Raw genomic sequence first — 19816 nt, forward strand, 5'->3', positions numbered from 1 at the left:
AATGTTTGCTGTCGGGGCTTTTTTTAAAGCACGACCAATTAGGCGATCCCGAAAAAAAAGATATCTTTAGCAACACCAAATTAAATCTTTATGAGTAAATCACTGCCGCAAAGCAGCATTTTGCGGGTAATCGGGGCCTCGTCGCTGGGTACGCTGATCGAATGGTACGACTTTTACATCTTCGGTAGCCTGGCTACCATTATCGGTAGCCAGCTTTTCCCGGAAGATGCGGGCGCTTCGGCACTGATTAACACACTGGCCATTTTTGCGGCAGGTTTTATTGTCAGGCCGTTTGGTGCGCTTGTCTTCGGCCGACTTGGCGATCTGATCGGGCGCAAACACACTTTTCTGCTTACGCTGGTACTAATGGGCGGTTCGACCTTCCTGATCGGGCTGATCCCTTCTTATAAAAGCATCGGTTATGCAGCGCCAATCCTGGTATTGATTCTCAGGCTTGTTCAGGGCCTGGCGCTGGGGGGTGAGTACGGCGGTGCCGCAACTTACGTGGCCGAACATGCCCCTTCCGGTAAGCGCGGCTTTTTTACCAGCTGGATCCAGACAACAGCTACGCTCGGTTTATTTCTTTCGCTGGGTGTGATCGTTATCAGCAAAAACATGATCGGCTCCGGCGCATTTGCCGATTGGGGATGGCGCATTCCTTTTCTTTTGTCGATCCTGCTTGTAGGGGTTTCGGTATACATCCGGCTGCGTATGCACGAATCTCCGCTCTTCAGCAAACTGAAAGCAGAGGGTAAGGTAGCTGCAAACCCGCTAAAAGAAAGCTTTAGCAAAAAAACGAACTTCAAAATGGTGCTGCTGGCGCTTTTTGGCGCAACAATGGGTCAGGGGGTTATCTGGTACACGGGACAATTTTATGCCCAGTCTTTCCTGGAAAACACCTGCAAACTGGACTTTAATGTTTCGCGCTATATCCTCCTTTGGGCCATTGCTTTTGCCACGCCGTTTTTCGTTGTTTTTGGTGCGCTGAGCGACCGTTTCGGCCGGAAATGGATCATGCTGCTCGGTATGCTCGGCGGTATACTTCTTTACCGGCCCATTTACCAGCAATTTTTAGATGATACCGATGTGACGACCGTATCCAATTCTCAGGTGCTCGAAGTATCTGAGCCGCAAACCGAGATAAAACCGCTCGGCAATTCACAACAGAGCCTGCGCATGCGTAAACAGGTTTACCACCTGGCATCGGGAATGACTTATCTGAAGACCGAGACCGATACGCTGAAAGGCGGCCAAAGTATCTCGGCTGCGCAGGCGGTGTCTTATAGCGACAAAACCCTGCCTGACGGGGTATTCTGGAAATTTGTCGGACTGATAACCCTGCAGGTTCTGTTCGTGACCATGGTGTACGGGCCGATCGCAGCTTTCCTGGTCGAGTTGTTCCCGACCCGCATCCGGTACACGTCAATGTCACTGCCTTACCACATTGGGAACGGTGTGTTCGGCGGGCTGGTGCCCTTTATTGCTACCCTCATCGCAAGCTTTCCAGGGGCTACACCACTTTCGGGCCTCTGGTACCCTATTGGTATTGCTGCGCTGAGTTTCGTGATTGGCGCAGTTTACCTGAACAACAGGCAGGAAGAAAATGTAAATGATTAACTGGAAAAAATGAATCAGCTTAAAAAATTACTCGGTCTTGTATGGATGGCCCTGGGGCCGGCTGCGATTATTTTTCTGGCCGGACAGGCCTATGAAAAGACCAGCCTGGCGGCCGAAGGTTCGGAACGTACCAATACCGCACTGCAGTGGGGCATTATCCTGTTTATCTTTATCCCGATCTGTGCCGGACTGGTTATTTTCGGATACTATGCCGTTAAAGGAGCGTACGACCGCCTGCCTGCAGATTCAGGCGAAGCGTCTTAAAGCACGCGGACCAGCAGGCCTTTCAGGTATTCGCCTTCGGGGAAAGATAAACGCACAGGATGGTCTTCCGGCTGTGTAAACTGCCTGATCACCTGCACCTCTTTGCCTGCGTCTAACGCGGCCCAGGCAATGATTTGCTTAAACGTTTCGAGGTCTACCGCACCCGAGCAGGAAAAGGTGGCCAGCAGGCCGCCCTTGTTCAAAAGGAGCATGCCCAGGCGGTTTAGGTCTTTATAGGCCCTGGCCGCGCGGTCAAGTGCCGACCGCGATGGCGCATATTTTGGCGGATCCAGCACGATGACATCAAAAGTTCGTCCTGCATCGCGAAAGGCGCGCAATTGTTTGTTCACATCAGACTGGATCGGCTCCGTTTTTGAAAGATCAAAAGCATTGAGCGCGGTGTTTTGCTTCAGCGTCTCAATGGCAAGGCTGGAACTGTCTACACTGGTTACATGCGCAGCGCCCTGCAGCAGCGCATTCAGGCTGAATCCGCCGCTGTAAGAAAAGCAGTCAAGAACGGTTTTGTCTTTGGCATATCCCGCCAGCAGCATGCGGTTTTCTCTTTGATCGCAGTAAAATCCTGATTTTTGGCCTTCGGCAATGTTGACATGATAGCCAATGCCATTTTCCTTGATCAGCAGAAACTCGGGCGGTTGCTCGCCCCAAAGCGAGCCCGAACTGGGTTCCAGTCCCTCGTGTGCCCGGGCTGCAGCGTCGCTTTTGTCGAAAATCCCTTTCGGTTGCAGTTCCCGAACCAGGGATGCAATCAGCAGGTCTTTATAACGTTCCATGCCAGCACTCAGAATCTGGAGCGATAGGAAGTCGCCGTATTTGTCTGCAATCAGGCCGGGTAAAAAATCAGCTTCACTGAAAATGATGCGGCAGGTGTCGGTGCCGCTGCCGAGCAGGCTGCGGCGGGAAGAAACGGCCTGCGCAATGCGGGCGGTAAACCAGGCTTCATCGATAAGCTTCTCTTCATCCCATTCCATGAGGCGAACCGCAATGCGCGAATTGCCATTAAAAAAGCCGTAGCCGAGAAATTCCTGATCAAAAGCGAGCAGCCTGACCACATCGCCATTTCCGGGTTTGCCCTTAATTTGCGCAACCGCTCCCGAGAATACCCATGGATGCCGTTGAATAGCGGCTTTTTCCTTGCCTTTTTTCAGTATGATCTCTACCATTTGGCAAAGGTAAATAAAAAAACAGGACGATGTTTCGGGGCATAAATGCTAAGTTTGAACCACAACAAAGCATATGGAACAGATTACCTGGAGTGATTTTGAAAAGGTAGAACTGAGGGCCGGGACCGTGCTGGAAGTGCTTGCATTTCCTGAAGCAAATAAACCTGCCTATAAACTGCGTGTCGATTTCGGGCCGCTTGGGATAAAAACCAGCAGCGCACAGATCACCGCAATTTACCAGCCCGAAGAGCTGCTGGGCCGGCAAATCGTAGGCGTGGTAAATTTCCCGAAAAAACAGATCGGTAAGTTTTTTTCCGAATTTCTGGTAACCGGGTTTGAGGATGAAACGGGGGCGATCGTACTGACCACAGTTGAGCGCCCGGTGCCGAATGGAAGCCGCCTAAAATAACGCAGATGAGTTTTTTTAATTTCGAAGATGAGCAGCCGCAGCCGCAGCAGGATGAATTTTACATGGGCCAGGCCCTTCGTGAGGCAGAGCTTGCGTTCGGTCTGGACGAAATCCCGATCGGGGCAATCGTAGTCTGCCGCAACCGGATCGTAGGCCGGGGCCATAACCTGACCGAGCGCCTCAATGATGTAACCGCACACGCCGAAATGCAGGCCTTTACGGCAGCAGCGCAGACCCTTGGGGGCAAATACCTCAAAGATTGCACACTTTATGTTACCATCGAGCCATGTGTCATGTGCGCAGGCGCCAGCTACTGGATGCAGATCGGGCGGATCGTTTATGGAGCAAGGGAGGAAAAACGCGGTTTTTTGTCAAAAAGTACGTCAATCCTGCATCCGAAAACCAAACTGGATGGCGGCGTCCGCGCTGCTGAATGTGCCGCCCTGATGAAGCGCTTCTTTGCACAAAAGCGGGACTAACATGACATAGCATTGAACAAAACTCTGGCCCGGAATGTTATATTTGTTCAGAAATTTTTTAAATCCTAAAAATAACTCATATGGCTTTTGAATTACCTGCGTTACCGTACGCAACAGATGCACTCGAACCACATATCGATAAAGCAACCATGGAAATTCACCATGGCAAACACCACCAGGCTTATGTAACCAACCTGAACAAGGCGTTGGAAGGCAAGCCTGAGGCAAATTCGAGCATTGAAGATATCATCAAAAACATTTCGCAACACCCGGCTGCAGTTCGCAACAACGGCGGCGGGCACTATAACCACTCCCTGTTCTGGAACATTCTGGGCCCGAACAAAGGCGGCGCACCAAGCGGCGACCTGGCAAAAGCGATCGACGACGCGTTCGGTTCTTTCGATGCGCTCAAAACAAAAATCTCTGAGGCCGGTGCAACCCGTTTCGGATCAGGATGGGCCTGGCTGTCTGTTGGTGCAGATAAAAAGCTGGTTGTTTCATCTACGCCTAACCAGGACAATCCCCTCATGGATGTTGCCGAGGTAAAAGGTACGCCAATTCTGGGTATCGACGTCTGGGAGCATGCCTATTACCTAAAGTACCAGAACAAACGCCCGGACTACCTGGCTGCCGTCTGGAACGTGATTAACTGGGATGCTGTTGCAGAACTTTATAAGAAAGCATTGTAATCAAATCCTTTTCCAAGATTTATTCAGCCCTGCAGCCAGCTGCGGGGCTTCTTGTTTTCAGAGTTTTGCGTTTCGCGGCTGTATACCTATCTTAGCAAAGAATTGACAGCTGCGTTGCCGCTGCTGCGTTAGATGATTGAAAATGAAGAAGATCTTATTCCTGTTTTTATTGCTTGCTGCCGTTTCGGGCAGCCTTAGTGCACAGCAGCCACCCAAGATGCCGACCGCAGAGGAGATAGCCAAAAAGAACATGGATGACCTGGAAAAAAAACTGAAGCTCAATCCGACTCAGAAAACAGTCATTTCAACCTATGTATTGGGGCAGGCACGTGATGAACAGTCGCTCATGAAAATGCAGCAAAGCGGGGCGACCCGCGAAATGCTCATGGACCGCTACTACAAAATCCAGGAAGATGCAGGCCGCAACATCAAAGCCGTGTTGAAACCAGAACAGCAGAAACTCTACGACCTTTGGGTACTGGAGAAACGCAGCGGTCCCGAAAAAAAGAAAAAGAAGGGCAAAAAAGCCGAGGAAGAAGAAGAATCAGTCGAAGGTGTCGAAGCCCTGAAACTGCAATAGGTCAGATTGCGACAATCTCTTTTTTCTTTTTGCTGCGCATTTCTTTCGGAACGGCATTCACGATTTCTTCTTTCAGCGCCTGAAGCATCCGTTTTTTGATGAAATTCTTGTGGGTAACCAGGCTCATTTCACGCACCGGTTCCGGGCTTTTGAAATGCCTGATCTTGCTCAGTTGTTTCGTGCCCAGGTCTGCAAGAGCCAGCTCAGGAAGCAGGGTTGCACCATCATTCAGGTCAACCATCCTGATCAGCGTTTCCACGCTTCCGGTGTTGTACTCCAATCCCTGCAAACGGCTGTTTTTTGTGGTCCGGCAAATGTTTAAAACCTGCTCGCGCATACAGTGTCCTTCGTTCAGGAGCCAGATGTTTTCCTGTTGAAGGTCATCGGGGTCGAGTGTCTTTTTCTTGTACAGTTTGCTGTTCTTGCTGATATAGCTGACAAAGTTTTCATAAAAAACCGGGTATTCCAGGATATTTGGGTCAGACAGCGGTGTAGCCAGGATGCCGCAATCCAGTACCCCCGTTTTCAGGTGATGCACAATATCTTCGGTGGTGTATTCCCAGATGAGCAGTTTCAGGGCCGGGAATTTTTTCATCATGGCCGAGATGACACCTGGTAGCAGGTAAGGCGCAACGGTTGGAATTACACCCAGTTTAAGTTCCCCGCTTATTTCCTGCTGCTGGCTGTTAATGATCTCCCTGATTTTTCCGCTCTCCTGCAAAACAATGCGTGCCTGTTCGAGTACCTGGACACCGATCTCAGTAGGAGTAACCGGTTGTTTACTGCGGTCAAAAATTTTCACATTCAGCATCTCTTCCAGTTTTTGCACCTGCATACTGAGCGTAGGCTGGGTAACAAAACATTTTTCTGCGGCAACGACGAAACTGCGGTACGTATCAACCGCAACGGCATATTCAAGCTGGACAAGTGTCATATAAAAAATTTCTATGATGTTCTACAAATGTATCAATAAAATCTTTACAACAATTTTGTCCATAAAAAAACCCGGGTTGTTATGCCCGGGCCGGTGTTCGTTTACGGAGAGTTAGAACTGACTGCCGTTCTTGCTCAGGAAATCTTCGTATGCAAGTTTGATGCCTTCAGGCAGTTCGACACGGTGTTTCCATCCCTGTGCATGAAGTTTCGAGACATCCATCAGTTTTCTCGGCGTTCCGTCAGGCTTGGTCTCATCAAATGCCAGTTCACCTTCAAAGCCGACAATGTCTTTGATCAGGAGGGCCAGTTCCTTAATGCTCAGGTCTTCACCGGTTCCGATGTTGATCAGGTTTGGTTCGTTGTAAGTCTGCATTAGGTAAAAACACGCGTCGGCCAGGTCGTCTGCAAATAAAAATTCGCGTTTTGGTGATCCTGTTCCCCAGATGGTCACTGTTTTATCGCCATTGTTTTTTGCTTCGTGAAATTTCCTGATCAGGGCAGGAAGTACATGCGAGTTCTGTGGATGGTAGTTATCGTTATAACCGTACAGATTGGTAGGCATGACCGATATAAAATTGCAGCCGTACTGATCGCGGTAGGCATCGCACATTTTTATGCCGGCAATTTTTGCTATGGCATAGGGTTCGTTTGTCTGCTCCAGCAGGCCGGTCAGTAAATAGTCTTCCTTCAGCGGCTGCGGAGCCATTTTGGGGTAAATGCAGCTGGAGCCCAGAAACATCAGTTTCTTTACGCCATTCAGGTACGACTGGTGAATGACATTATTCTGGATGGCCAGGTTTTCATACAAAAAATCAGCCCGGTACGTGTTGTTGGCAACGATGCCGCCAACCTTTGCGGCTGCAAGGAACACATAATCGGGTTTTTCAGTTTCAAAAAAGGCGGCAACAGCAGACTGGCTGCGCAAATCCAATTCGGCCGAAGTGCGAACAATGAGGTTCGTAAAGCCTTCTTTTTCCAGTTTTCTGTAAATGGCTGAGCCGACCATGCCGCGGTGCCCGGCTATAAATATTTTCGCGTTCTGTTCCAAAGCTAGTTTCTTAAATTCTGCGCAAAAATAGCTAAAAATGCCGGAAAAGGATACCCCGAAAGGTGTATTTATCAGTGCGTTGCCTGTGTTTTCGCTCAGGACATTTTTCGGAGCCCGGCCTGTCAGGCATTGAGGGCTCCCGATAATTCGTACTTTTGCGCATTATTTAAATTCAGTGGGCAAAGACAAACTCAGAAGATTTGCAGAGATCGAGACGTTTTCGAACGTCTACCAGCTTGATCAGGCCAGGCCACTTAAGGGGAAATGGGCTGCAGAACATTTTAAAAACAGCAACCCGGTTGTATTGGAACTGGCTTGCGGCAAAGGTGAATATTCGGTCAACCTGGCCCGGCTTTTTCCGGAAAAAAACTTTATCGGTATCGATTATAAAGGCAACCGGATCTGGCGCGGGGCCAAAACCGCCCTCGAAGAAGGGTTAAACAATGTGGCCTTTCTGCGCATCCAGATCGATCACATCCTTGATTATTTTGATCGGGGCGAAGTTGATGAGATCTGGATCACCTTTCCCGACCCGCAGCCGCAAGATAAGCGCGAAAAGAAAAGACTGACTTTTCCCGGCTTTCTGAATCGTTACCGGGAAATCCTGGTTCCCGGCGGCAGCGTACACCTGAAAACGGACAACGACGGTCTGTATGCCTACACTTGTGAAAAGGTAGACGAACTCGGCCTGGTCTGCAAGCGCAGGACCGACGGCCTGTACGCATCGGAATTTGTAGATGATGTGCTTTCGATCAAGACACATTATGAGCAGATCTACCTGAAAAAAGATAAAAACATCAATTATATTCAGTTCGCTTTCGAGTAACTTCGGGTAAAAACAGCGACAGCCGATGGAAACTGATTTTTACGAAATGGTGTATGAACTGGTCCGGTTGATTCCGCGGGGGCGCGTCAGTTCATATGGCGCCATTGCAAAAAGCCTCGGCGCCGGCGGTACCGCACGCATGGTCGGTTATGCCATGCGCCATGCCGGAACCGCCTATCCGCCGGTACCTGCGCACCGGGTGGTGAACAGCAGCGGCCTGCTGACCGGTAAGTTTCACTTCGATCCGCCAGAGGCGATGGAAGAAAGGCTGGCCGCAGAAGGCGTCAGCGTCAAAGACAACAAAGTGGTCGATTTTAAAAAAGTTCACTGGGACCCCCGGAAGGAACTGTAACTTAGATTATGGGAAAATTGCAAGAGGAATTCAACAGCTACCGCAGCCGTATGAATGAGCGCGTCATGGAGACGGCAAACACGAACATTAAACGGTTTTTTGCGCTTGATACCACCAGTTATGCCGCAGGCGCGCTCGATGTCAAGACCAAAGAAATGCTCGGCCTTGTGGCCTCGATGGTACTGCGCTGCGACGACTGCATTAAATACCACCTTCAGAAATGCCATGAAGAAGGTGTCAGCACCGATGAAATGAACGAGATCTTCATGATTGCCAACCTGGTGGGCGGCTCGATCGTCATTCCGCATTACCGGCGGGCACTGGAATTTTGGGAAGAACTAACGCAGCCCGCGTCCTAAACCCCGGCCCGTGGAAGCGATCCTCAAGCGTTGTTCCTGGTGCGGAACCGATCCTTTGTACATCAGGTATCATGATGAAGAGTGGGGGAAACCTGTTTACGACGACAAAATTCTGTTTGAATTCCTGATCCTGGAGGGGGCACAGGCTGGCCTGAGCTGGATCACCATTCTGCGCCGGCGTGAAAGTTACCGACAGGCCTTTGCCGGTTTCGATGCGGAACGCGTAGCCGGCTTCGGAGAACAGGATGTGGAAAGGCTGATGCAGGATACCGGGATCATCAGGAACCGGCTTAAGATTACAGGAGCAATTACCAATGCCCGTAGATACCTTGAAGTGCAGCAGGAGTTTGGGTCTTTTTCAAAATACATTCTGGGGTTCCTGCCTGGAGGCAGGCCTGTTCAGAATACGGTAAAAAGCAGTGCAGATGTTCCTGCACGGACCAACCTGTCTGACAATATCAGCAAGGACATGAAAAAGCGCGGTTTTAAATTTTTCGGAACGACGATCTGTTACGCCTTTCTGCAGGCCACCGGAATGGTTAACGACCACCTTGAAGACTGTATAAGCAGGTAGGTTTCAACAATCTAAGGCCGGCTGGCCCCATGCTTCAGGTTGTAGGCTTTAATGAGCGCCTGGACCTCTTTCCGGTTAAAGTCTGCTGATGCATTGACCTGCGCAGCGAGTTCAGCATCATCGCCCAGGTTAAACAGCAGAATATCTTTGACGGCGCGTTTACTGGTCTCTGGTGTAACAATGGCGAGGGGAATGGGTTGAACGCCGTTTTTACCCGGTCTTTCGATATAGTACCAGGTTTTTGCGGCCTGCTGCGGGCGCTCGTCGCCGGCGCTGCGGCCACCACCGAATGAGATGCTGCCTCCGAGTCCGCCGCCCATTCCGCCGCTGCCCATGCCCAGACCGATGCTGGGCCTTGCCCGGACGGCACTGCGTTGTACAGGCTGGCTGGCCGGACTTCCGCCAATGGCGTACAGGTTGATGGCTCCGGTCTCGAGCACCCGTGCGAAACGTTCTTCAGGCTTTTTTGCATCAAAAAACGTTTTGCTTACATAGGTATCGCCATTCCAGAAAAAATCTTTCACGTCTTTCACCTTCAGGAGCTTTTCGGTGCCCTTTTCATCTTCAATCAGCACGGTGTACGCATCGCAGCCCTTGATAATGCCCCTCAGGTAATCGCCGTTTTTACGGGTCACAATGTCTTGTGCCTGCAGAAGGCCTGCAGATGAAAGTAAAAGTAATATGCTCAGAAAAACCCTGTTCATGTGCCGTTCTTAAGCAGGCAAGTTGCGATAAAATATTTATTCATCCAAAATTAAAGGGGGCCGACCCGCTATTCAGCGGGGATTGTTAACTTTGGTTTATGAATAAAAAACTCTTTCTTCTGGACGGAATGGCGCTCATTTACAGGGCACATTTCGCGCTGAGCAAAAATCCTAGATTTACGTCTACAGGGATCAATACTTCGGCTGTTATGGGTTTCACGAACACCCTGCTCGAAGTACTGAAGAAAGAACAGCCCACCCATCTTGCGGTGGTTTTCGATACTGACGCACCTACAGAACGTCATGTAGAATTTGAAGCCTACAAAGCACACCGAGAGGCCATGCCCGAAGACCTGGCAAAGGCGCTTCCGTATGTGTTCAAGCTGATTACCGGTTTCAATATCCCGGTCATTACATCAGACGGCTATGAAGCCGACGATATTATCGGGACCCTGGCTAAAAAGGCCGAAGACAAGGGTTATACCGTGTATTGCATGACACCCGACAAAGATTTTGCGCAGCTCGTCTCAGAGAATATTTTCATCTACAAGCCGGCCAGAATGGGCAATGATATGGAGATACTGGGGGTAAAAGAAGTGCTTGCCAAATGGGAGATCGAACATGTGCACCAGGTTATTGATATCCTCGGGCTTTGGGGCGATGCGGTAGACAACATTCCCGGTATACCCGGCATTGGCGAAAAGACCGCCAAGGCCCTGATCAGGCAGTATGGTTCGATGGAGAACATCATTGCCAATGCTCACGAACTGAAGGGCAAACAAAGGGAAAATGTCGAGACTTTTGCAGAGCAAGGTCTGATCTCTAAAAAACTTGCAACCATCCTGCTGAATGTGCCGGTCGAACTCGATGAAGAAGCACTCAAATTAACGCCGCCAAGCCGCGAGCTGCTCGAGCCGCTGTTTGCCGAGCTGGAGTTTCGTACCATTGGCAGGCGGGTATTTGGTGATGAGTTCAGCGTAACCGATGGCCGGATCAGCGTGAGCCAGCAGACTGATCTGTTTGGCAACCAGGTAGAAGATGTCCGTGTCCAGGTCAGCACGACCACTGCGCCCGAGTTATTCGAACCGGCCGCGCCTGCGAAAAATATAGACAATACGCCGCACGATTATCGCCTGGTTGATACGCCAGAGGGCCGGCAGGAACTGATCACTAGCCTTTGTGCGCAGAAAAGCATCTCTTTCGATACGGAAACAACGGGAACAGATGCAAATGAAGCCGAGCTTGTCGGGCTTTCGTTCTCTTATGAAGCAGGTACCGGTTTTTATGTGCCCGTTCCGGCTGAGCGCGATGCCGCACAGGCCATTGTTGATGAGTTTAAACCACTGCTCGAAAACCCGGACATCATCAAGATTGGGCAGAATACCAAGTATGACATCCTGATGCTGAAGTGGTACGGCGTTAATGTGCAGGGCGAGCTGGTAGACACCATGCTGGCCCATTACCTCATTGACCCGGACACCCGTCATAACATGGATGTGCTGGCCGAAAATTACCTTGGTTACACGCCGGTTTCGATCACTTCACTGATCGGCCCGAAAGGAAAAGGGCAGGGAACCATGCGCGAAGTATCGCCAGAGCGGGTCACCGATTACGCGGCCGAGGATGCTGATGTTACATTGCAGCTTTCGCAGGTTTTCGAACCGCTGCTGAAAGAACGCGAAGTAGACAGCCTGGCGCGCGAGGTTGAGTTTCCGCTTGTCTATGTGTTGGCCGATATGGAAAAAGAGGGCGTAAGAATTGATACGGAGACCTTGAAAGAGTATTCGGCCCAGCTGGAAAGCGACATCCGGCGGTACGAACAAACAGTTTACGAAAAAGCGGGATTAAAGTTCAACATCGCCTCGCCAAAACAACTTGGCGAAGTTCTTTTCGACAAATTGCAGCTCGATCCCAAAGCAAAAAAGACAAAGACCGGCCAATACCAGACGGGCGAAGATGTACTCATGGCCCTGGCCAGTAAAAGTGACATTGTGCGAGACATTGTCGATTTCAGGCAATTGCAAAAACTCAAATCCACTTATGTAGACGCGCTTCCCCTGCTGGTTAATCCCAAAACCGGCCGGGTCCATACCTCGTTCAACCAGGCTGTGGCGGCCACGGGCCGGCTTAGCTCGAACAACCCGAACCTGCAGAACATTCCGATCAGGACCGATCGCGGCCGCGAAGTCCGGAAGGCATTCATTGCCCGCGACGAGGAACACGTCCTGCTGTCTGCAGATTATTCCCAAATTGAACTGCGCATCATTGCCGATATCAGCAAGGAAGAGAACATGCTCGAGGCCTTCAGCAAGGGACTGGATATCCATACGGCAACAGCTGCCCGGGTATATGGCGTTGACATTGAACAGGTAGATGGTACGCAACGCCGGAACGCGAAAGCGGTCAACTTTGGCATCATTTACGGGCAGTCTGCCTTTGGCCTGTCGCAAAGCCTGGGTATTCCCAGGAAGGAGGCGGCAGAAATCATTGAACAATATTTCAATCAATATCCCGGTATAAAAAAATACATGAGCGACACCATGAATTTTGCGCGGGAGAACGGGTTCGTAAAAACGATTATGGGTCGCCGGCGTTACCTGCGCGATATCAACTCGGCGAACATGACCGTACGCGGCTTTGCCGAACGAAACGCCATCAATGCCCCCATTCAGGGCTCGGCCGCTGATATGATCAAGATTGCCATGATCAATATTCACCGCGAAATGAAAAAGCAGGGTTTGCGCTCAACAATGACGATGCAGGTTCATGACGAACTTGTTTTCGATGTACTGCGCCAGGAAAAGGACACGATGAAAATCCTGATCGAAGAAGGCATGCGTAACGCGATCCGGATGTCTGTGCCGATCGTTGTGGAGATCGGCGAAGGCGAAAACTGGCTGGAGGCGCATTAAAGCTTCAATATAAAAAGGGGGCGCATGCCCCTTTTTTTATATCAGCGTAATGGTTTCGTTGATGCCTGGCAGAAAGAGTTTTTTTCCTTCCCGGCTAAATTTCGCTACCGCCTCTTCCTCGTCAATGCGGATGGGCGGGAACGTATTGTAGTGCACGCCGATCACCTTATCACAGGCAACAAACCTGGAAGCCAGTACGGCATCATCCACGTCCATGGTGTAATGTCCGCCGATAGGCAAAATGGCATAATCAAGCTGATGCAGGTCGGCGAGCAATTTCATTTCCAGTGTGAGCGCGGTGTCTCCGGCATAATAGATCTGTTTGCCTTCAAGTTCCAGGACAAAACCAGCAGGGTTACCGCCATAGCTGCCGTCAGGATTCGAGCTTGAATGCAGCGCATGTACGGTCCTGAGTTTACCAAAGTCAAAGCGTTGAACGCCGAAATTAATGCCCGCAATATTGGTCAGGCCCTGGCTGTTGGCCCAGGCGGCGACCTCGACCATAGCAATTACTTTGGCCCCTGTTTGCTCTGCCAGCCTGACCAGGTCGGCAACATGGTCTTCATGCCCGTGGCTAACAAGGATATAATCGGCCTCTATGCCGTCAATATCGACAGCGGCGGCAAGTTCATTGGGGCTGATAAAAGGATCGAAAAGAAACTTTTTGCCGTCGGCTTCCAGCAGGAAACACGACTGGCCAAAATAGGTGTATTTCATGGCTTGTTGTTATTGCCCAAACATTCCGCCTAGACCGCCGAGCATATCCTTTGTCGCTGCCTGCATTTCATTGGCGCTGACCTGATCGGCCTGCTGCAGGGCACGGTTAACGGCGGTTACCAGCAATTCTTCCAGCTCTTCGCGGTCTGCGCCGGCAAGAAAGTCTTCTCTAAGTTCAATAGCTGTAATGGCCTTGTTGGCAGTAGCCGTTACACGGATGGCACCGCCCTCCACTTCGCCGAATACCGATACCGTATCCAGGCGTTTCTTGATTTCCTCTGCCTTTTGCTGGGCAGCCATGATTTTATCAAACATGATCTTTGGGTTTGTTGTCTGTATAAAATATTTAAACGCTAAATTGTTTCAACAAGCTAAAAAAAACCAGGACCAGGTCAGTCCTCATCGCTTCCGGGCAGGCTGCCGTTGCCGTGGTACGCGCCTTTCCTGATAATGGGCATTTTCAGGTACCGGTAAAGGTCGTCGAGATGGAGCAGGCTGCCGTTGGTCAGGTTGCCCAGGAAAATAACTACGATGTCTTTGGTCAGGTCGCGCACATAAATATGTCTGAACCCATGCCACCAGCCTGTGTGGTAAACTACCTTGTCCATGTTCTCGCCGTCGAACATGCGCCAGCCATAGCCGTAGTTGAAATGCCCGTTAATCGGCTTGTTGCGCCCTACATAGGCTGAGTCCAGGCTTTTTTTACTGAGCAGCCGGCCTTTTTTCAGGGCATGGTCATAAAGCACAAGGTCGTGAATGGTGCTGTAAATACCTTTGTCGCCAACCGGCCCGTCCAGGAAGTTCTGCACAACCGAGTAGCGCCAGGTGCGGTCGTGGCCCACCACATCGACCGGGATTTTAGGGTAAACGGTGGTCGAGTACACGTGCGTATTTTTCATGCCGGCCGGTTTGAAAATATTTTCCATCATGTATTCGGCGTACGTTTTGCCCGTTACTTTTTCAATGATGGCGCCAAGCACCATATAGTTTGAGTTGTTGTAATGGAACCGTGTATCTGGGGCGGCATAACGCTGCGGCTTATGCACGGCCAGCAGTTTCATGACGTCCTGGTTGCTCATCGGCTTTTTCTTATCAGGCCAGATCTCCTTCCGGTCGGCAAAATAAACATAATTCATCATGCCGCTGCGGTGGCTCAGCAGGAGGCGCACGGTAATGCCTTCGTAGGGAAAATCCGGGTAAAATTTCTTAACATTATCATCGAGTGAGAGTTTACCCGCTTCAACCAGCTGCATGATGGCAACTCCCGTAAATGTTTTGGTAACTGATGCCAGTTCAAACTCAGAATTGATCTTCAGGCTGTCCCGGTGCAGGTAATCTGCCCAGCCAATGGCCTTTTCAAAAATAATGCGACCTTTTTTAGCCACCAGTACGTTGCCATTGAAACCCGAGCGTTTATGCAGGCGCTGCACAAAATCAGCAATCCATTTGTCTTCCTTTTTCGGATTATAGACCAGGAGCAGACTGTCTGTCTTATCGTCTTCCTTGGTTCTGATGCGCGCATCTTTTTCTTTTTGCTTGGGGTCTGATGAACAGGCTGTAAGAATTGCGGCCGACATTGCTGCGGCAAACAAGATGGTTCTGACGGTCATTCGGGTGTGTATACGTTAAAAGGCGGAAAAATAAACATTCCCGCATGTTTAAACGCAAAAGAGTTTTAAACATTGCCGGAAGGGGTCCCTTTGATGGCAAAATCTTACCTTTATCTGGATCATTAAATGTCAAAAAGCCTAAATTTGCCGCTAAAATATAATCATATGAGTTTCAGAACCGAACACGATACCATGGGCGCCGTACAGGTACCTGCAGATAAATATTGGGGAGCGCAAACCGAGCGTTCCCGGAACAACTTCAAAATTGGTCCCGAGGCTTCGATGCCGAAAGAGATCATTCATGCGTTTGGTTATTTGAAGAAAGCTGCTGCACTGGCCAACCATGAACTGGGTGTGCTGAGTGCGGAGAAGGCTGAGCTGATTTCGCGCGCCTGCGAGGAAATCGTAGCCGGTCAGCTGGACGACCAGTTCCCGCTGGTGATCTGGCAAACCGGATCCGGCACCCAAAGCAACATGAACGCCAATGAGGTCATTGCCTACCGGGCTCACGTCTTGAACGGTGGCGATCTTGCCGACGAAAAAAAGGTGCTTCACCCGAACGATGATGTGAACAAGTCGCAGTCATCGAATGATACATATCCTACGGCGATGCACATTGCTGCTTATAAACTGACCGTAGAAAACACGATTCCCGGCCTGGAAAAACTGCGTGATGCCCTGAAGGAAAAAGCAGCAGCTTTTGATAACATTGTGAAGACAGGTCGCACGCACTTTATGGATGCCACACCGCTAACACTCGGCCAGGAATTTTCAGGCTACGTTCAGCAGATTGACAACAGCATCAGGGCCATCAAAAATGCATTGGTCATGGTTGCCGAACTGGCCCTTGGCGGTACGGCGGTTGGTACGGGCCTGAATACGCCTAAAGGCTACGATGTGCTGGTTGCCGCGAAAATAGCCGAGCTGACCGGTCTTCCTTTTGTAACCGCCCCGAACAAATTCGAAGCGCTGGCTGCCCACGATGCCATGGTCGAACTTTCAGGTGCGCTGAAACGAAGCGCTGTTGCCCTGATGAAGATTGCGAACGACGTGCGCATGCTGAGTTCGGGTCCGCGCTGCGGCATTGGCGAGATCATTATTCCCGACAATGAGCCAGGTTCTTCGATCATGCCCGGAAAAGTAAATCCGACACAGCCCGAGGCGCTGACCATGGTCTGTGCACAGGTGATCGGAAATGATGTGGCCGTTTCTGTAGGTGGCGCAACTGGACATTTCGAGCTCAATGTGTTCAAACCGCTCATCGCCGCGAATGTTTTGCAGTCTGCCCGCCTGATCGGTGATGCCTGCGTGTCGTTTACAGATAAATGCGCAGCGGGTATTGAACCTAATCACGACCAGATCAAAACACACCTTGAAAATTCACTGATGCTGGTTACCGCGCTTAACCCGCACGTTGGTTATGAAAATGCAGCAAAGATTGCGAAGAAGGCGCACAAGGAAAACAAGACACTCAAAGAAGCGGCTGTTGAACTGGGCCTGCTCAGCGCAACAGAATTTGACGAGTGGGTCAGGCCCGAAGACATGGTTGGCAGTCTTAAATAATTTCTGTCTGATGGTCAGGTACATGGTGCTCCATTTTTCTTACACCTTTTTGCTCAGACCGGCAGCAATCAGCGCCCTGTGCCTGACCCTGCTGTCTGGCTGCGTGCGTCAGCCCAACATACAGGGCAGGGGCGACGCCCGTTTGCAGGGCGTATGGCAGCAGGATAGTATTCCATACCGGGAGCAGCTGAACAGCTTTACTGAACACCGCCTTAAGTTTACCTGCGATTCTTTTTATGTTGACCTGACTACACACAGCAAAGTAAACTATTACGAAGCGGAGTGCTATAACCAGGGCATATGGAAGGAATATGCAAAAGGAAATTATGCGGTTAGAGGCGACACCCTGTTCCTGGCGGGGACATTCACCAAGGCGAATTATAAACAAAAGGTAAGCGGCTGCTACCGTACCGGCAGGTATACGGAAGGTTTTCTGATCAGGAAAGCTACGGCGACACTGCTGGTGCTCGAAAGCCTGAACGACCACCGAGAGTCGGCCATGGCTTTGAAAGAAAAGATCGATTGCGTGCCTAAGCCGCTTTAAATACATAAAAACGAGACAATGATGAAGATTAAAACCCTGACCAGGCTGCGAACCCTGGTTTTTGCAGTCCTGATTTGTGCTGCGCCGGCTACAGCTTCGGCCTGGGGAATGCTTGGCCACCGGATTGTCGGGGAAGTTGCCAGCAGTTACCTTCAGCCGAAGGCGCGCAAGGCCATTATAGCCTTTATGGGGCATGAGTCGCTGGCCATGAGTGCCAACTGGGCCGACTTTATCAAGTCAGACACGAGCTTCAATTACCTGAACAACTGGCACTATGTAAACCTGCCGGCAGATCTGAACCAGGCGGGCATTTACAGTGTTCTGAAGGCCGATAAGGGGCCAAACGTTTACACCAAGATTCCTGAAATGATCAGGCAGCTAAAAGATCCGCGCAGCACGGCAGAACAAAAACGGTTTGCGCTGCGCTTGCTTGTTCACCTGATCGGCGATGTCCATCAGCCCATGCATACGGCGCGGAAAGAAGATCTTGGCGGCAACCGGGTAAACGTAACCTGGTTCGGACAACGCAGCAACCTGCACCGGGTCTGGGATGAGCAACTGATCGATTACCAGCAGCTGAGTTATACAGAGTATGCCCGTGCCATCAATGCACCTTCAGCGGCTCAGCTAACAAGCTGGCGTAAAACCGGCCTGGAAGAGTGGGTATGGGAATCATACCAGGTCTGCAACCGCATTTACAGCATGACCCCGCCAGATTCGAAGCTGAGCTACCGGTACAATTTTGATTTTGTTGAAAGCCTGAATACCCAATTATTGAAGGGGGGCATCCGCCTGGCGCAGGTTTTGAACGAAATTTATGCTTAAATTCAGGCTATGAACCGCAAGATCATGTTATTCCTGTTTGTTTTGGCTGCTGCGGCCGGCAGCTGCAAACGGATCGACCCCCAACCGCAGCATATTTTGAAAATGCATCCCTGGAAACTGAACAGTGCCGTTTCGCTGCCGGGACGAACCGTTCATGGCAGCAAGACCACCGACCTCTTTGCGCTCGACCCGCAGGGTTGCCTGGCCAATAATTATACCCTGCGCTTCGATACCGACTCAACCTGCAGGGCAAGCAGCAACGGCGCGTTATGTGATATGATTGCCGGTCCCATCACCTGGAGACAAACTGGCGATGAGCTTTTTCTTGGCGAAGCCGCTTATAAGATCAAAGCGCTCGACAACAGCAAAATGGTATTGGTTATGACGGCAGACACGCGTACAGGCGATGGCGTTCAAACTGTGACCTACACGTATAGTGCAGAAGACAAATGAAGATACTGATGGTATGCCTGGGCAACATTTGCCGTTCGCCGCTGGCTGAAGGAATAATGAGGCACCTGGTTACAGAAGAAGGACTGGATTGGGAAATTGCTTCGGCCGGAACCGGCAACTGGCATGTGGGTGAACCACCCGATGCCCGAAGCGTTGCCGTTGCAAGGCAATATGGTTATGACATCAGCCGGCAATGTGCCAGGCATTTCAACCGGCAAATGTTTGCTGCATATGACCACATCCTTGTTATGGACCAGAGTAACCTGCGCGATGTCCTGGCGCTGGCAAAAAGTGCCGAAGAACGGCAGAAGGTGCGCTTGTTTCTTGACGCTGAAGCCGAGGTACGCGACCCCTGGTATGACAATGCGCTTTTTGAGCCGGTGCTGCTTGAGATCGAGGCCCGCTGCAAAGATTGGATAAAGATTTTTAGGAACCAGATATGAAAAAGATCACAAGCTTGTTGCTGCTGTTTGTAATGGCAGGTTTTTTCGGGGCAGTCCTGGCACAGACAAATGCGCCGAGGATCCTGGTGTTTTCAAAAACAGAAAAATTCAGACATAACTCCATCCCTGAAGGAATTGCCGCTATTAAAAAACTGGGCGCAGAGAACAATTTCCTTGTAGATGCAACCGAAGATGCTGCCGCATTTACGCCGCAAAACCTGAAAAAATATGCGGTAGTCGTCTTCCTGAACACCACAGGCGATGTGCTGGATGACGCGCAGCAAAAGGCATTTGAGAAGTACATTAAAAGCAAAAAGGGCTATGTGGGCGTGCACGCCGCAACAGATACCGAATACGGCTGGCCCTGGTACGGAAAGCTGGCCGGCGCGTATTTCGTAAATCACCCGCAGGTGCAGACCGCCAGGTTTATGGTAAAAGACAAAAAACATCCGGCTACTTCCTTTCTGCCCGACACTGTCTGGACCAGGAAAGATGAACTTTATAATTTTAAAGATATCAACCCGAACCTGAAGGTCTTGCTCACCATCGATGAATCATCGTACCAGGGCGGGACAAATGGCCCCGAACATCCCATGGCCTGGTGTCATGTGTATGAAGGCAGCCGTGCGTTCACCACCGCCCTGGGGCATACAAAAGAATCATACAGCGAACCGCTTTTCCTGAAACACCTGCTGGGTGGTATCGAGTATGCGCTTGGGCGCAGAAAGTAA

24 protein-coding genes are annotated in these 19816 nt (G+C 50.6%); 17 read left to right on the top strand and 7 right to left on the bottom strand.

Annotation, left to right across the window (positions count from 1 at the left end):
* Window positions 1-90: 90 nt before the first annotated feature.
* Window positions 91-1617: an MFS transporter gene (locus tag C7T94_RS03385; RefSeq protein ID WP_107213632.1), complete on the top strand. Its 1527-nt coding sequence runs from the start codon at window positions 91-93 to the stop codon at window positions 1615-1617.
* A 9-nt stretch (window positions 1618-1626) separates the two neighbouring features.
* Window positions 1627-1881, top strand: coding sequence for a DUF6814 family protein (locus C7T94_RS03390; RefSeq protein WP_107213634.1), 255 nt, complete (start codon window positions 1627-1629; stop codon window positions 1879-1881).
* On the opposite strand, the gene C7T94_RS03395 is transcribed toward C7T94_RS03390, so the two are convergent.
* Window positions 1878-3062 carry a class I SAM-dependent rRNA methyltransferase gene (locus C7T94_RS03395; RefSeq protein ID WP_107213636.1) on the bottom strand — a complete coding sequence of 395 codons (1185 nt, stop codon included), beginning with the start codon at window positions 3060-3062 and terminating at the stop codon, window positions 1878-1880. The two genes, C7T94_RS03390 and C7T94_RS03395, sit on opposite strands and share 4 nt — an antisense overlap.
* Before the next feature lie 73 nt (window positions 3063-3135).
* On the opposite strand from C7T94_RS03395, the gene C7T94_RS03400 reads away from it, so the two are divergent.
* The 4 genes from C7T94_RS03400 (at window position 3136) to C7T94_RS03415 (ending at window position 5219) form a co-directional block, all read left to right on the top strand.
* A complete protein-coding gene (locus C7T94_RS03400; RefSeq protein WP_107213639.1) occupies window positions 3136-3471 on the top strand; it encodes a tRNA-binding protein in 336 nt (111 codons plus the stop codon).
* 5 nt (window positions 3472-3476) lie between these two features.
* Window positions 3477-3950, top strand: coding sequence for a nucleoside deaminase (locus C7T94_RS03405; protein WP_107213641.1), 474 nt, complete (start codon window positions 3477-3479; stop codon window positions 3948-3950).
* 80 nt (window positions 3951-4030) lie between these two features.
* A complete protein-coding gene (locus C7T94_RS03410; RefSeq protein WP_107213643.1) occupies window positions 4031-4639 on the top strand; it encodes a superoxide dismutase in 609 nt (202 codons plus the stop codon).
* Between the two features lie 142 nt (window positions 4640-4781).
* Window positions 4782-5219 (top strand): hypothetical protein, encoded by a 438-nt coding sequence (locus tag C7T94_RS03415; RefSeq protein ID WP_107213645.1) that lies wholly within the window; start codon window positions 4782-4784, stop codon window positions 5217-5219.
* Window position 5220: 1 nt separating this feature from the next.
* On the opposite strand, the gene C7T94_RS03420 is transcribed toward C7T94_RS03415, so the two are convergent.
* Both C7T94_RS03420 and fcl read right to left on the bottom strand, forming a co-directional pair.
* Window positions 5221-6153: a hydrogen peroxide-inducible genes activator gene (locus tag C7T94_RS03420; RefSeq protein WP_107213647.1), complete on the bottom strand. Its 933-nt coding sequence runs from the start codon at window positions 6151-6153 to the stop codon at window positions 5221-5223.
* 111 nt (window positions 6154-6264) lie between these two features.
* Entirely contained in the window at window positions 6265-7203 is a 939-nt protein-coding gene (gene fcl / locus C7T94_RS03425; RefSeq protein WP_107213649.1) for a GDP-L-fucose synthase, read from the bottom strand.
* Between the two features lie 175 nt (window positions 7204-7378).
* On the opposite strand from fcl, the gene trmB reads away from it, so the two are divergent.
* Genes trmB through C7T94_RS03445 form a run of 4 tightly spaced genes read left to right on the top strand, consistent with a single transcriptional unit; the run spans window position 7379 to window position 9314 of the window.
* Complete coding sequence (trmB, locus tag C7T94_RS03430) at window positions 7379-8029, top strand: tRNA (guanosine(46)-N7)-methyltransferase TrmB (protein WP_107213651.1); 651 nt, start codon at window positions 7379-7381, stop codon at window positions 8027-8029.
* 25 nt (window positions 8030-8054) lie between these two features.
* Window positions 8055-8381: an MGMT family protein gene (locus C7T94_RS03435; RefSeq protein ID WP_107213653.1), complete on the top strand. Its 327-nt coding sequence runs from the start codon at window positions 8055-8057 to the stop codon at window positions 8379-8381.
* An 8-nt stretch (window positions 8382-8389) separates the two neighbouring features.
* On the top strand, window positions 8390-8740 hold the full coding sequence (locus C7T94_RS03440) for a carboxymuconolactone decarboxylase family protein (protein WP_107213655.1): 351 nt from the start codon (window positions 8390-8392) through the stop codon (window positions 8738-8740).
* Window positions 8741-8750: 10 nt separating this feature from the next.
* Window positions 8751-9314: a DNA-3-methyladenine glycosylase I gene (locus C7T94_RS03445; protein WP_107213658.1), complete on the top strand. Its 564-nt coding sequence runs from the start codon at window positions 8751-8753 to the stop codon at window positions 9312-9314.
* Window positions 9315-9325: 11 nt separating this feature from the next.
* Here the strand turns inward: C7T94_RS03445 and C7T94_RS03450 are convergent, their stop codons facing one another.
* Window positions 9326-10018 carry an LSm family protein gene (locus C7T94_RS03450; RefSeq protein ID WP_107213661.1) on the bottom strand — a complete coding sequence of 231 codons (693 nt, stop codon included), beginning with the start codon at window positions 10016-10018 and terminating at the stop codon, window positions 9326-9328.
* Window positions 10019-10116: 98 nt separating this feature from the next.
* Between C7T94_RS03450 and polA the strand changes: the two genes are divergently transcribed.
* Window positions 10117-12930 carry a DNA polymerase I gene (gene polA, locus C7T94_RS03455; protein ID WP_107213663.1) on the top strand — a complete coding sequence of 938 codons (2814 nt, stop codon included), beginning with the start codon at window positions 10117-10119 and terminating at the stop codon, window positions 12928-12930.
* Window positions 12931-12966: 36 nt separating this feature from the next.
* Here the strand turns inward: polA and C7T94_RS03460 are convergent, their stop codons facing one another.
* The 3 genes from C7T94_RS03460 to C7T94_RS03470 form a co-directional block, all read right to left on the bottom strand.
* Window positions 12967-13647, bottom strand: coding sequence for a metal-dependent hydrolase (locus tag C7T94_RS03460; protein ID WP_107213666.1), 681 nt, complete (start codon window positions 13645-13647; stop codon window positions 12967-12969).
* Between the two features lie 9 nt (window positions 13648-13656).
* Window positions 13657-13962 (bottom strand): YbaB/EbfC family nucleoid-associated protein, encoded by a 306-nt coding sequence (locus tag C7T94_RS03465; protein ID WP_107213668.1) that lies wholly within the window; start codon window positions 13960-13962, stop codon window positions 13657-13659.
* 77 nt (window positions 13963-14039) lie between these two features.
* Window positions 14040-15257 (bottom strand): serine hydrolase domain-containing protein, encoded by a 1218-nt coding sequence (locus C7T94_RS03470; protein ID WP_107213670.1) that lies wholly within the window; start codon window positions 15255-15257, stop codon window positions 14040-14042.
* A gap of 165 nt (window positions 15258-15422) precedes the next feature.
* On the opposite strand from C7T94_RS03470, the gene fumC reads away from it, so the two are divergent.
* Genes fumC through C7T94_RS03500 form a run of 6 tightly spaced genes read left to right on the top strand, consistent with a single transcriptional unit; the run spans window position 15423 to window position 19816 of the window.
* Window positions 15423-16820: a class II fumarate hydratase gene (gene fumC / locus C7T94_RS03475; protein ID WP_107213672.1), complete on the top strand. Its 1398-nt coding sequence runs from the start codon at window positions 15423-15425 to the stop codon at window positions 16818-16820.
* A 10-nt stretch (window positions 16821-16830) separates the two neighbouring features.
* The gene (locus C7T94_RS03480; protein ID WP_239494915.1) at window positions 16831-17364 is read left to right on the top strand and encodes a fumarate hydratase; all 534 of its coding nucleotides are present in this window, start codon (window positions 16831-16833) and stop codon (window positions 17362-17364) included.
* Between the two features lie 18 nt (window positions 17365-17382).
* The gene (locus tag C7T94_RS03485; RefSeq protein WP_239494916.1) at window positions 17383-18189 is read left to right on the top strand and encodes a S1/P1 nuclease; all 807 of its coding nucleotides are present in this window, start codon (window positions 17383-17385) and stop codon (window positions 18187-18189) included.
* 9 nt (window positions 18190-18198) lie between these two features.
* Window positions 18199-18642, top strand: a complete 444-nt coding sequence (locus C7T94_RS03490; protein ID WP_107213674.1) for a hypothetical protein — start codon at window positions 18199-18201, stop codon at window positions 18640-18642.
* Window positions 18639-19085 carry a low molecular weight protein-tyrosine-phosphatase gene (locus C7T94_RS03495; RefSeq protein ID WP_107213676.1) on the top strand — a complete coding sequence of 149 codons (447 nt, stop codon included), beginning with the start codon at window positions 18639-18641 and terminating at the stop codon, window positions 19083-19085. The genes C7T94_RS03490 and C7T94_RS03495 overlap by 4 nt, the downstream gene beginning before the upstream one ends.
* Window positions 19082-19816, top strand: a complete 735-nt coding sequence (locus C7T94_RS03500) for a ThuA domain-containing protein (protein ID WP_107213678.1) — start codon at window positions 19082-19084, stop codon at window positions 19814-19816. Before C7T94_RS03495 ends, C7T94_RS03500 begins: the two co-directional genes overlap by 4 nt.

Source organism: Pedobacter yulinensis, assembly GCF_003029735.1.
In the GTDB taxonomy this organism is placed as follows: Bacteria; Bacteroidota; Bacteroidia; order Sphingobacteriales; family Sphingobacteriaceae; genus Pedobacter; species Pedobacter yulinensis.

Coding starts and splice junctions, on each gene's coding strand:
- C7T94_RS03385 (WP_107213632.1), top strand. CDS start 91: ATGAGTAAATCACTGCCGCAAAGCAGCATTTTGCGGGTAATCGGGGCC.
- C7T94_RS03390 (WP_107213634.1), top strand. CDS start 1,627: ATGAATCAGCTTAAAAAATTACTCGGTCTTGTATGGATGGCCCTGGGG.
- C7T94_RS03395 (WP_107213636.1), bottom strand. CDS start 3,062: ATGGTAGAGATCATACTGAAAAAAGGCAAGGAAAAAGCCGCTATTCAA.
- C7T94_RS03400 (WP_107213639.1), top strand. CDS start 3,136: ATGGAACAGATTACCTGGAGTGATTTTGAAAAGGTAGAACTGAGGGCC.
- C7T94_RS03405 (WP_107213641.1), top strand. CDS start 3,477: ATGAGTTTTTTTAATTTCGAAGATGAGCAGCCGCAGCCGCAGCAGGAT.
- C7T94_RS03410 (WP_107213643.1), top strand. CDS start 4,031: ATGGCTTTTGAATTACCTGCGTTACCGTACGCAACAGATGCACTCGAA.
- C7T94_RS03415 (WP_107213645.1), top strand. CDS start 4,782: ATGAAGAAGATCTTATTCCTGTTTTTATTGCTTGCTGCCGTTTCGGGC.
- C7T94_RS03420 (WP_107213647.1), bottom strand. CDS start 6,153: ATGACACTTGTCCAGCTTGAATATGCCGTTGCGGTTGATACGTACCGC.
- C7T94_RS03435 (WP_107213653.1), top strand. CDS start 8,055: ATGGAAACTGATTTTTACGAAATGGTGTATGAACTGGTCCGGTTGATT.
- C7T94_RS03440 (WP_107213655.1), top strand. CDS start 8,390: ATGGGAAAATTGCAAGAGGAATTCAACAGCTACCGCAGCCGTATGAAT.
- C7T94_RS03450 (WP_107213661.1), bottom strand. CDS start 10,018: ATGAACAGGGTTTTTCTGAGCATATTACTTTTACTTTCATCTGCAGGC.
- polA (WP_107213663.1), top strand. CDS start 10,117: ATGAATAAAAAACTCTTTCTTCTGGACGGAATGGCGCTCATTTACAGG.
- C7T94_RS03460 (WP_107213666.1), bottom strand. CDS start 13,647: ATGAAATACACCTATTTTGGCCAGTCGTGTTTCCTGCTGGAAGCCGAC.
- C7T94_RS03465 (WP_107213668.1), bottom strand. CDS start 13,962: ATGTTTGATAAAATCATGGCTGCCCAGCAAAAGGCAGAGGAAATCAAG.
- C7T94_RS03470 (WP_107213670.1), bottom strand. CDS start 15,257: ATGACCGTCAGAACCATCTTGTTTGCCGCAGCAATGTCGGCCGCAATT.
- fumC (WP_107213672.1), top strand. CDS start 15,423: ATGAGTTTCAGAACCGAACACGATACCATGGGCGCCGTACAGGTACCT.
- C7T94_RS03480 (WP_239494915.1), top strand. CDS start 16,831: ATGGTCAGGTACATGGTGCTCCATTTTTCTTACACCTTTTTGCTCAGA.
- C7T94_RS03485 (WP_239494916.1), top strand. CDS start 17,383: ATGATGAAGATTAAAACCCTGACCAGGCTGCGAACCCTGGTTTTTGCA.
- C7T94_RS03490 (WP_107213674.1), top strand. CDS start 18,199: ATGAACCGCAAGATCATGTTATTCCTGTTTGTTTTGGCTGCTGCGGCC.
- C7T94_RS03495 (WP_107213676.1), top strand. CDS start 18,639: ATGAAGATACTGATGGTATGCCTGGGCAACATTTGCCGTTCGCCGCTG.
- C7T94_RS03500 (WP_107213678.1), top strand. CDS start 19,082: ATGAAAAAGATCACAAGCTTGTTGCTGCTGTTTGTAATGGCAGGTTTT.